Genomic DNA, 10,170 nt, shown 5'->3' on the forward strand with positions numbered 1-10,170 from the left:
AACGATGGTGATCAATCCACCAATGTACAGGCCATGACCACCGCATCTTCGCGCCCACCCACCGCCGGGTAGTAATCCCGTCGACGTCCGATCTCGTTGAAACCGTAACGCTCATACAGCTTGAACGCCGCGGTATTGCTGTCGCGCACTTCCAGGAAGCATTCCCGGGCATCGGCCTTGTAGGCGATCGACATCAAATGTTCCAGCAAGGTCAAACCCAGGCCTCGGCCCTGGTTTTCCGGCTTGACGGTGATGTTGAGCAGATGCGCCTCGTCAAGAATGATCTGCACCACCCCATGGCCCACCTGCTGCTGACCTTCGAACATCAGCCAGATCTGATACTTGCCCAGGCCATCGAGAAAAATCCCGCGGGTCCAGGGATGGCTGTAGGCCGCATACTCGATCTTCAGAACAGTTTCCAGGTCCGCCTCGGTCATCGGGCGGAACGATACAGCGTCACTCATTCGATTCTTTCCAACGCGCCATCAGCCGACGCATGGCTTGCCACACGGCGGCCTTGCGCTGTGGCTCTTCCATTAACAATTCCAGGCCCGGTACCGCCCACGCCGAGCCCAGGCCCTCAATCTGCAATTCGCGGTTGAACGCATCAGAGTCCGCTTCACCGGCAAACCGCACCGCGGGCAGGCCGATCAGCCAAAGGCAGGCGCATGGCACTTCTTCCATGCGCACCGAGAGGAAACCTTGCACAAAGTCACGGGCGGCCTCCGGGCCCTGGTCCATCGTCCCACGCACCAGCAGCGGCCAGCGTACTGGCTCGCCGATGATCTGCGGGCTGTCCGGCAGACCGGCGGCTCGCAGCATGTCCTTGAGCAGCAGATAAGCAGGGTCGCGTGCCTGGAAGGATTCACCTGTGGGTAACTCCACCAGCAGCAGGCAGCGGCCGGCTCGCAGCAGTTGCAGGGCAAAGCGCGGCGGCGGCACCGGCGCGACCCTGGCGACCACCGGCGCCTCCTCGGCCGCAGGTTTTGCGCCAGTGCGCGTGCTGGCCAGCGATGGCCGCGGCACCTCGACCTTCACCCGCTCGGCGGGTTTTACCGTAGGCACGACGGGCGTCTCGACCACCGGCACAGGCGCCACGGGAGCCTCGACCAGCGCTTCGGGCGGCTCCAGCAGCTCGGGCCGCGACGGGGCGGCAAAGGGCAATTCGGTGCGCGGCAACCAGTTGACCACCTGCATGGCGTTCAAATAAGCGCGACGACGGGACTCGATAAGCAAAGGTCGGCCACTTGTGGATAACTAAAGTGCGCCGATTCTACCGCCCTTCGCGCAAGATCGCCCGCTGTTGATCGATAGACTGCACCGATAATCTTTCCACTTGTGAAAAATGGCGACAGCCCGTCCCGAGAGTGAATCGCATCGTGCCTGATGCAGTACAATCGCGGCTTTTATTCGCCAACCAGCCGGCCATTCCGATGATCGAACCCAAGCGCGTCTTGCGCGCCCTCGCTGAACACTGGGCACTTCTGGAGCCACTGTGCGAGCATTTCGACCAAGGCACCCTGAGCCTCAACGAACTGCGCACGCAACTGGCCGCCCAGCAACTCGACAGTACGCCGCAGGACATCACCAGCCTGCTGGACGTGTGGATTCGCCTCGATATTCTGGTTCCGGTGGCGAAAAGCCCGAACCGTTTCGAGCTCAATGCGCAAATTCACGACTTCCTCGCCTACCTGCGCCGTGAACACCGTTTGGGCCTGTGCCTGGAAATCGAAGCCTATCTGCGCCATCTCGAGCGCCTGGCCGGCTACATCCAGGACGCCTTCGACATCCGCGACGGCAACGACCTGGCCCGCCAGCTTCGCCTGCTCGACATGCGAGTTCGCGATGTACTGAAAAAACTCGATAACGACGAACAAGCACTGGTGGCCGTCGCCGAAAGGGCGAAAACCAGCGACCGACAGATTCCATTGCGCCAGCGTTACGCTGAAGTGCTGGCGACCTGGGACGAATACGTCGAGCCGATGATTGATCTGGTGAACGCCGACGGCGCTTTCGAACAAGGCGTGCGCAAGGTTGAAACCGTGCTGCTGAAGATGCTCTCCGAGCAGCAACGCCTCGGCCACCTGGTCGATGACGACATGTTGCTGCGCACTCACGCGCGTATCCTTGAAATGCAGACCAGCGCCCAGTTGACCCTGCGTCACGCGCGCGAACTATTGCTGCCGCTGCGTGAAGAGGCACGTCGCCACAACGCTGTCACCCGTGGCGCGGCCCTGGCCCTGTCCGCCATTCGCCGAAAAGGCATCGATGCCGTGCCGCAGGCGGCAATGCCGTTGTTCACACGCCCGCAAAGCACCTTCCTCGGCAGCGCCAGCCAGGTCGAGGCCTACGTTTATGCCCTGGCCCGCTTCGAACCGAAACCGGCGCGCTTCCCCAAGGCCCACAAAACCCAGAAAGGCGAAGCTCCACGTGCGCCACGCACGGTTCGGGAGATGCTCGAACGCTGCGAAGACGCCCTGCCGATGCCGGACCTGATGACCTGGCTGCTGGAGCAAGAGCCGGACGGTGCCACCGACGAATTGCTGTACTGGTTCTCGCGACTGTCCCGGGAAAAACGCTTCAAGCGCGAACGCCTGGAACGTCGCGACTACCACACACACGAGCACCAGGTCAGCCTGCGCTCCTTCGCCCTGCTCTCGGTCGGCGATGACCCTACCGAGAATTCTGCGAGCATCCCCCATGCATCTTGATCTTTCCGAACTGTCCCAACTGGCACCGATCTTTCGCGAGCTGTTCAAGGGCTACCACGTCAGCCGCCGCGATCCTGAGCTGTATGCGCAGCTGTCGAACTTCCAGGACCAGTACCGCACGCTGTTCAAGGCCCTGGGGTTTGAACTGGTCTGCGACACCCGTGGTTTCTACTATTTCGTACCGGACCTGGCCGCCGCGGCGGTGAATAAGACCGCGCAGCGTCTGGCGCTGTTCACCTTCATCCTTGTCGAGCACCTGGCCGATCAGGGCCGCGACCCGGTCGCCGTGCTCGACGGCGGCAGCCTGGGTCGCGATGAACTGCCATCGCTGCTGGAAAAGTACCGCGACCTGTTCATCCAGGCCGAAGTACAGACCCAGGATGAGCTGGAAGAAAAAATCATGCGCCGCATGACCCAACTCGGCTTCGCCGGCGAAGAAAACGGCGTGTACCGTTTCCTGCCGCCGATGCACCGTTTCCTCGATGTGTGCCTATCGGTGCAACAGGACCGTGACCTGGCGGCCAGCCTGCACAGCGTACTGCCGCTGCCGGCTCCGGTGCTGATCGATGAAGACAGCGATGAAAAACTACTGCAGACCGACGACCCGCTCGACTTGGCAGAGTTTGCAGATGAAAGCGAAGAAGACGCCCTGGCCCGCGCCATTGCCGAAGAACAGGAGCTCGACGCATGATCAAGGAACGCTACGGCATCCGCCGCTTTGCCCTTTTGAACACCGCCGGCTACACCCTCGGCCTGTTCCCGCTGGAAGAGCCGCTGTCGGTCTACGGCGCGAACAACCTCGGTAAATCCGCTTCGATCAATGCGCTGCAGTTCCCGATCCTGGCACGCATGTCGGACATGAGCTTCGGCAAGTACAGCCTGGAGCAATCCCGGCGCTTCTATTTCGCCTCCGACACCAGCTACATCCTGGTGGAGGTGAACCTGCCCCATGGCCCCCACGTGATCGGCGTGGTCGGACGCGGTCCGGGTGGCGGCTTCGGTCACCAGTTCTTTGCCTACGCCGGCCGGCTGGACCTGGCCCACTACCAGAAAAACGACACCTGCCTGCGCCAGAAGGAGTTGTTCAGCAACCTTGAGCGCGAAGGCCTCAAAGCCTACGAACTCAAGCCCGATGAATTGCGGCGCTTGCTGGTCGGTGGACACACCTCGATCCCGCTGGACCTGACACTGATCCCCCTGCGCTCTACCAGCGAACAGAGCCTGAAGACCTTCCGCGCGCTGTTCATCAACCTGCTGCACATGCGCGAAATCACCGCGGCCAAGCTCAAGCAACTGTTCCTCGACGCCTTCGAGCACAGCCTGCGTTCCGGTAGCGTCGACTACATCGCCGCGTGCGAAGAAGCTTTCCGCGACGTACGACGCATGGAACAGGACTACCAATCGCTGGTGGCAGCCGGTCCCCTGGTCGAAGCCCTCGCCAACGGCGTGAAACAGCGCGATATCCTGCGCGGCAAGCTGCACCGCCTCTCGCCGCTGCTCGACTCCCTGCTCGGCACTTGGTCGGACTACGCCAGTGCCCGCAAGGAAGAGCTGACCATCCAGGCCGAGCACTATCGCCACGAGCAGGACGCCCTGCAGAACGATCAGCGTGGCGGCACCCAGGAGCTGATGCGCCTGGAGCGGGAAATCACTGGCATCCAGCGCTGGCTCGGCGAGCTGGCGGTGCTCAAGCATCGTTTTGCCCTGGTCGAAGACGTCAAGGTGCTCGAGCAACAACTGCTCGCGGCCAAGGACGCCCACGATGAGCTGGCAGGTGCCTTGGCGCAGTCGCGGCAATTCAGTGCCGAGGACCTGGAAGAACGCCTGCGTGAGCTGGAAAAACGCCTGAAGTCGGTCAAGCAACAACTCGACCACGCCGACAACAACAGCTACGCCCGCCTGCGCGAAGAATTCTCGCAGCAGGACGTCGAGCGCCTGATGCGCCTGTTCAACAGCGCACTGTTCAGCCTGCCGCTGGGCGAGCACGGCATTACCCTCGACGACAACGGCGACTGGGTCAAATCCGTAGAGCTGATCCTCGACGGTTTCAAAGGCGAGCGCTTCGAAGTACCGGGCCTGTCCATCGACATCTCGCACATCGAGCCCCCGGCCCTGCAAGCCCTGGCTGACCGTGCCGCGCTGCGCGACCAGAAAGAGCGACTGGAAAAAGAACTCAAGCAACTGAAAACCCAGCAAGCCGTGGCCGCCGACCGCGCCGCGAGCAAGACCCAGACCGAAGCGCTGTACCAGCAGGTGCTGGATGCCCAGAAAGCCTTGGAAGACTTCCGTCGCGCGCAAACCCTGAGCGCCGAAGAGGGCGACAAGCTGGAGCAGCTGGCGCAGATGGAAGCCGCCCAGGACGAATTGAAGCGCTCCAGCGATGCTTTCACCGAACGCGTCCAGCAACTGTCCGCCAAGCTGCAACTGGTCGGCCGGCAGATCGGTGACATGGAAGCCAAGCAACGCACCCTCGACGACGCCCTGCGCCGCCGTCAGTTGTTGCCGGCGGATCTGCCGTTCGGCACGCCGTTCATGGATCCGGTCGACGATTCGATGGACAACCTGCTGCCGTTGCTCAACGACTATCAGGACAGCTGGCAAGGCCTGTTGCGTGCCGATGGCCAGATCGAGGCGCTGTACGCCCAGGTGCGCCTCAAGGGCGTGGCCAAGTTCGACAGCGAAGACGATATGGAACGTCGCCTGCAACTGCTGATCAACGCCTACGCACACCGTACCGACGAAGCCCTGACCCTCGGCAAGGCCCGGCGTGCGGCTGTTACCGACATCGCCCGGACCCTGCGCAACATCCGCAGCGACTACGACAGCCTCGAGCACCAGTTGGCGCTGTTCAACCGCGAGATCAACAAACGTCAGGTGTCCAACCTGCAAAGCTTCCGCATCGTACTGGCGCCGAACAAGGAAGCACTCAAGCACATCGACCAGATCATCCACAGCGCCGGCCAGTACGAAGAAGGCGAGACCCTGTCCGTCTTCGACCTGAGCCAGAGCGCCGAGCAGGACAACAAGAACGAAGAGGCCAAGGAATACCTGGCGCGGCTGGTGGCGGCAAACCACAACCAGCTCGGCCTCAAGGACTTGTTCGAACTGGCGTTCGAGATCACCAAGGTCAATGGATCGCCGGTTATCCACACCGACATCGACGGCGCCGCGTCCAACGGCACCACCATGACCATCAAGGCGCTGACCAACATGTATTTGTTGCTGCACTTGATGGACCGCGACCTGGCCGGACGTGTGCGCTTGCCGTACTACCTCGACGAGGCGGCGGACATCGACGAGAAAAACCAGGCGGCGTTGCTGGAGACCAGTCTACAACTGGGCTTCGTGCCCATCCTGGCCAGTGTGAAGCCACAGGTCTGCGCCAGTGTCGCCATCGACCTGGAAGGTGGTAGCGGCCCGGCTGGCATCTACATTGATGAGGATGATTGGAAGTACATTCGTCGTCACGACGAGGTGAAGGCGACTGTGAACGTTGAAGCGGATGAGCCGGAGCTGGATGCGGTCTGAGACTTGAATCGAAGGTAATAAAAAGGCCGCGATCCAATGGATTGCGGCCTTTTTATTTGGAGAGGTTCTTCGCGAGCAGGCTCGCTCCCACATTTAGTCCGTGGCGTACACAAAATATGTGAACGACGCTGACCACTGTGGGAGCGAGCCTGCTCGCGAAGGCGGCATCACAGCCGCCAATACACTACTTGCCGAGCGGAATCTTCGGCGCCCAGGTCAGCCATTCCTCTTCGAACTTGTCGAACAGCGGGAATGTCTGCTCCGGTCGCGCGGGGGTGCCCATGCGATCACCATCCGGCGTAGCAAAGGCGACACCGCCCTGGATCATCGTCTCAAGCGATTCAGTACGCACTGTCGCCCCTCTGAACAGACCCACATCAAAGTCAAAACCGCTGGTGTTCCAGAACCGCGTGCCGCTGCGGACCAATGGCGCGTACTTGGGCTCGATCAGGATGCGGATCAACACACGATCGGCCGTCTGGCCCAACTCATAACCCGTCACCTTGCCCACGGTGATTTCTCGATAAGTCACCGGAACCCCAGCCTTCAGCGAACCACGACGAGGAGCGCTCAACGTCAGGCTCAAACCAGCTTCCTGCTTGGCAGTTTCCGGGGGATTGGCCAGCGCCACGAAATTCTTCTGCGGGCCCAGGTTCTTCGCTGCCGGTTGCACCTCGATGTATTGCCCGGTAACCAATGTTTCCAGGTTCGACGTCTTGATCAGCCCCAACTCGGGCTTGACCACCCAGAACTGACTGCCGACACGAGCGATGCGCTCCGGGACTTCATCGATCCGCGCAGTCAGCAGCACCGACTGCAGATCGTCACTCAGGTCAACGTCTTCGATCTTGCCGACATCCAGCCCCTTGAAGCGGATGGGCGTGCCAGTGCGCAGGCCATCGGCACGGTCAACCTTGATGGTGATCACCGCGCCTTTCTGGTTGGCTAGCTCATGGCTGGCGAACAGGCGGAAACGCGGGATGCGCTTCTGCAAGGGTGCCTTGGCCTCCGGTGTTTCGAAGGCGATGCCGCCAGCCATCAGGCTTTGCAACGATTCACTCTTGACCTGGATCCCGCCAGTCAGGCCACCGGTCAAGGTGATGCCACTGGCGTTCCAGAACCGCGTGGAAGCGTTGACCAGGTCTTCGTATTCCTTCTCGATATGGACCCCGATCACCAGCTGTTTCTTTTTGCGCGAAAACTGATAGCTCTGTACCGAACCCACCTTGACCTGCTTGTAGAGTACCGGGCTGCCCACTTCCAGCGAACCGAGGTTATCGGTGAACAACACCAGGTGCAGGCCCGGTGCACGCAAATCCAGCGGCGGCGCCTTGGGCCGTGCGACAAACTCACGTTGCGGCGCGGCGCCTTTGTCCCCAGGACGCACGGCGATGTAGTTACCCTTGACCAATGCTTCCAGGCCGGTAATGCCCGCCAGGGAAATCGACGGCTTGACCACCCAGAACTGGGTGCCATCGACCAGGTAATCCTCGGCCAGCGGGTCCAGGGTCAACTCGGCGCTGGCGCCGGACAAATCGGGATCGACCTTGAGGGCCTTGAGGGTGCCGACCTGAATACCTTTATACATCACCGGCGTACGGCCCGCCTGCAAGCCTTCGAAGTCGCTTAGCTTGACCTTGACCTTGATCCCGGCGGCAGCCGCATCGAAGTCCTCATAAAGGCGGAACGGCAGGCTCGGATCGGTAGGCGGGCTGTCCTTGCGATTTTCAGGAGTGGCAAACGCAATACCACCAGCAACAATACTGGCTAGGGATTCACTGCGAACTTTTACACCGGACAGGTTGGCATCGATGCTGATGCCGCTGGCGTTCCAGAAACGCGTGTGTTTGCGCACGAGCTTGGCGTACGTCGGCTCGATGAAGACCTTGAGCTCGACAGTACTCTGGTCCTCGGAGAGCACGTAGCTCTTGATCTGCCCGACCTTGATCTGCTTGTAGAACACCGGGCTGCCACGGTTCAGCGAGCCCAGGCGATCAGCCTTGATCGTGAGGTGCAGGCCGGGTTGGGCGTCCGACAGCGGTGGCTCCTGTGCCAGGGCCTTGAACTTGCGGGCAGGCTCGCCCTCACCCGGGCTGATTGCGACATAGTTACCCGAGACCAGCGTCTCCAGCCCGGTAATACCGGCCAGCGTCACACTCGGTTTGACCAGCCAGAAGCGCGTGCTGGTGCGCAGGTATTGCTCCACGTCCTTGTTCATCTCAACGGTCGCGATCACCCCTTTGGAACTGCCTTCATCATCAAGCTTGAGGGTTTTCACCTTGCCGACCGGCATGCCTTTGTAGACGACTTCGGTCTTGTTGGCCTGGATGCCTTCACCGCTTTCGAAACGAACCTGAATCTCGATGCCGGTTTCGGTGTAGGCACGCCAGCCGAGCCAGCCACCAATGATCAGGGCAATCAGGGGCAATACCCAGATAGCCGACCAGTTCGAAGCCGGTCGGATTTTAGCTGTAGGCAGATCAGTCATGGTCGTCGTCCGACTCCGTGTTATCCCAAATCAGTCGGGGATCGAAAGTTACTGCGGCAAGCATCGTCAGAATCACCACGCTGGCGAACGCAATGGCGCCCAGATCAGCTTCAATGGTGGCCAGCCGGCCAAAATTCACGAGCGCCACCAGGATGGCGATTACAAAGATATCGAGCATCGACCAGCGGCCGATGAACTCGATAAAGCGGTACATCCATATGCGCTGGCGGGCCGAGAGTGGCTGGTGGCGCTGTACGGAAAACAGCAGCAAGGCGATCCCCACCAGTTTGAACGTGGGCACCACAATGCTGGCGATAAATACCACTGCGGCAATGGGAATCATGCCGTGCTGAACCAGTTGGATCACTCCGGACATGATGGTGCTGGGATCACCCTTGCCCAGGGAGCTCACGGTCATGATCGGCAGCACATTGGCCGGTATGTAAAGAATGGCGGCGGTGATCAGCAACGCCCAGGTCCGCGCCACACTGTTGGGACGGCGGGCATGCACCAGTGCGCCGCACCGAGTGCAGACCTGATCGTCGACATCAGCTTCCTGCTTGTTCAATTCATGGCATTCGGCGCAAATCAGAATGCCTGCATCAATCGCCCGCATGGGCATCCTCTCCTGATAAAGCCTGCCAGATCTGGTGAGGAGACATCACTACCTCCAGCCAGACCTGGACCAACAACAATCCAATGAAGCACGCCAAGCCAAGACCAATGGTCATTGCTGCCATATCTGCCAGCTTGACGATCGCGACCAGTACGCCCATGAGGTAAACCTCAAGCATCCCCCAGTCCCGTAAATGGTGGTAAATACGGTAAAGCAGCAAGCCGTAGCTACGTCCGACGTTAAATCGGATACTCAGCAACACGACCAGTTGGCAGAGCAGCTTGAGCAGCGGAATCGCCATGCTGCACAGGAACACAATGACTGAAACGCTTTGCATGCCTGTATCGAAAAGCCCGACAACCCCGCTCCAGACAGTGTCTTGCGTCGATTGCCCAAGCAGGTTGAGTTGCATGATGGGTAAAAAGTTCGCCGGGATGTACAACAGCAATGCCGCGATAACCAGGGCGAGACTGCGCTGTACGACGTTGTATCGATGAGCATAGAGCTCGTAACCACATCGCGGACACAGGGCTTTCTCACCATGATCGAGCTTGGGCTTGCGCATCAGCAAGTCGCACTCGTGGCACGCCACCAAATCGTTCAGCGGTAATTCTGACAGCCTTGAGGCGTCAACCGGATCTGGCATATAACGCTCTGACTCCGAAAAGGTTGGGCCTATTCTAGTGCCCTGAATCGAAAATAACTGTGCCAATTTGTGCACGAATCAGTGTGATTTTCTTTCGGCAAAAGACAAAACCCCTACCTGCATACGCAGATAGGGGTTTTGGAATTTAATCTTGACGATGACCTACTCTCACATGGGGAAA

General features: G+C 60.2%; 8 protein-coding genes. 3 read left to right on the top strand and 5 right to left on the bottom strand.

What is annotated here, in order from left to right:
- Positions 1-11: 11 nt before the first annotated feature.
- Together rimI and AC1Q8Q_RS20840 are read right to left on the bottom strand one after the other, a co-directional pair.
- On the bottom strand, positions 12-464 hold the full coding sequence (gene rimI, locus AC1Q8Q_RS20835; RefSeq protein ID WP_007978046.1) for a ribosomal protein S18-alanine N-acetyltransferase: 453 nt from the start codon (positions 462-464) through the stop codon (positions 12-14).
- A complete protein-coding gene (locus AC1Q8Q_RS20840) occupies positions 457-1,197 on the bottom strand; it encodes an energy transducer TonB (protein WP_168759232.1) in 741 nt (246 codons plus the stop codon). Before AC1Q8Q_RS20840 ends, rimI begins: the two co-directional genes overlap by 8 nt.
- A gap of 236 nt (positions 1,198-1,433) precedes the next feature.
- Between AC1Q8Q_RS20840 and mksB the strand changes: the two genes are divergently transcribed.
- Genes mksB through mksF form a run of 3 tightly spaced genes read left to right on the top strand, consistent with a single transcriptional unit; the run spans position 1,434 to position 6,239 of the window.
- Positions 1,434-2,711: an Mks condensin complex protein MksB gene (gene mksB, locus AC1Q8Q_RS20845; protein ID WP_162276381.1), complete on the top strand. Its 1,278-nt coding sequence runs from the start codon at positions 1,434-1,436 to the stop codon at positions 2,709-2,711.
- The gene (mksE, locus tag AC1Q8Q_RS20850) at positions 2,701-3,402 is read left to right on the top strand and encodes an Mks condensin complex protein MksE (RefSeq protein ID WP_020799720.1); all 702 of its coding nucleotides are present in this window, start codon (positions 2,701-2,703) and stop codon (positions 3,400-3,402) included. Before mksB ends, mksE begins: the two co-directional genes overlap by 11 nt.
- Entirely contained in the window at positions 3,399-6,239 is a 2,841-nt protein-coding gene (gene mksF, locus AC1Q8Q_RS20855; protein WP_020799719.1) for an Mks condensin complex protein MksF, read from the top strand. The genes mksE and mksF overlap by 4 nt, the downstream gene beginning before the upstream one ends.
- 184 nt (positions 6,240-6,423) lie before the next feature.
- Here the strand turns inward: mksF and AC1Q8Q_RS20860 are convergent, their stop codons facing one another.
- Genes AC1Q8Q_RS20860 through AC1Q8Q_RS20870 form a run of 3 tightly spaced genes read right to left on the bottom strand, consistent with a single transcriptional unit; the run spans position 6,424 to position 9,989 of the window.
- The gene (locus tag AC1Q8Q_RS20860; RefSeq protein ID WP_168758951.1) at positions 6,424-8,727 is read right to left on the bottom strand and encodes a PqiB family protein; all 2,304 of its coding nucleotides are present in this window, start codon (positions 8,725-8,727) and stop codon (positions 6,424-6,426) included.
- Entirely contained in the window at positions 8,720-9,343 is a 624-nt protein-coding gene (locus tag AC1Q8Q_RS20865) for a paraquat-inducible protein A (RefSeq protein ID WP_020799717.1), read from the bottom strand. Before AC1Q8Q_RS20865 ends, AC1Q8Q_RS20860 begins: the two co-directional genes overlap by 8 nt.
- Positions 9,330-9,989, bottom strand: coding sequence for a paraquat-inducible protein A (locus AC1Q8Q_RS20870; protein WP_492598705.1), 660 nt, complete (start codon positions 9,987-9,989; stop codon positions 9,330-9,332). Before AC1Q8Q_RS20870 ends, AC1Q8Q_RS20865 begins: the two co-directional genes overlap by 14 nt.
- Positions 9,990-10,170: the final 181 nt, after the last annotated feature.

This window comes from Pseudomonas sp. GW823-FHT06B06 (genome assembly GCF_058795195.1).

Excerpts from the sequence above, each read along its gene's own strand:
- mksE (WP_020799720.1), top strand. The coding sequence starts at position 2,701 with ATGCATCTTGATCTTTCCGAACTGTCCCAACTGGCACCGATCTTTCGC.
- mksB (WP_162276381.1), top strand. The coding sequence starts at position 1,434 with ATGATCGAACCCAAGCGCGTCTTGCGCGCCCTCGCTGAACACTGGGCA.
- AC1Q8Q_RS20860 (WP_168758951.1), bottom strand. The coding sequence starts at position 8,727 with ATGACTGATCTGCCTACAGCTAAAATCCGACCGGCTTCGAACTGGTCG.
- AC1Q8Q_RS20870 (WP_492598705.1), bottom strand. The coding sequence starts at position 9,989 with ATGCCAGATCCGGTTGACGCCTCAAGGCTGTCAGAATTACCGCTGAAC.
- rimI (WP_007978046.1), bottom strand. The coding sequence starts at position 464 with ATGAGTGACGCTGTATCGTTCCGCCCGATGACCGAGGCGGACCTGGAA.
- mksF (WP_020799719.1), top strand. The coding sequence starts at position 3,399 with ATGATCAAGGAACGCTACGGCATCCGCCGCTTTGCCCTTTTGAACACC.
- AC1Q8Q_RS20840 (WP_168759232.1), bottom strand. The coding sequence starts at position 1,197 with ATGCAGGTGGTCAACTGGTTGCCGCGCACCGAATTGCCCTTTGCCGCC.
- AC1Q8Q_RS20865 (WP_020799717.1), bottom strand. The coding sequence starts at position 9,343 with ATGCGGGCGATTGATGCAGGCATTCTGATTTGCGCCGAATGCCATGAA.